Origin of the sequence: Rothia sp. HMSC069C10 (genome assembly GCF_001812205.1) — a bacterium.
Taxonomy (GTDB): Bacteria; Actinomycetota; Actinomycetes; order Actinomycetales; family Micrococcaceae; genus Rothia; species Rothia mucilaginosa.
Window position 1 is genome coordinate 1 of the sequence record NZ_KV808294.1, and the last position, 463, is coordinate 463.

Here is a 463-nt window from a genome sequence, read left to right on the forward strand (position 1 = left end):
TCCCGGTAGGTTCCTTGCTCCACCACACACCCACCATCCAACACCACCACAGAATCAACACCACGCAACGTCCACGCACGATGAGACACCAACACCACCAAACGCCCAACAGCAGCCACCTTCAACCGAGCAAAAATCTCCTCCTCAGTCTCAGCATCCACAGCACTGGTCGGCTCATCCAACACCCACACCGGCGCATCCCGAAGAACCACACGCGCCAACGCCAAACGCTGCCACTGACCACCCGAAAGACCAACACCACCAAACGACTCACCCAACTGAGCATCCAAACCACCCTCAAGACCACGCACAAAATCATCAGCACAAGCCACCGACAAAGCCGACCACAAATCAGCATCACCAAGACGCTCAACCGCCTCCTGCGACAAACCCAGAAGAAGATTTTCACGCACAGTCAGTTCATAACGGCCGTAGTCTTGACTCACCAAACCAACATTTGCCA

Annotated in this window: 1 protein-coding gene; it reads right to left on the reverse strand. The window is 55.1% G+C overall.

Going from position 1 to position 463, the window contains the following annotated elements:
* Positions 1-413 (reverse strand): ATP-binding cassette domain-containing protein (locus HMPREF2842_RS01850; protein ID WP_371259994.1); only part of this gene is annotated, 413 nt, incomplete at its 3' end.
* Positions 414-463: the final 50 nt, after the last annotated feature.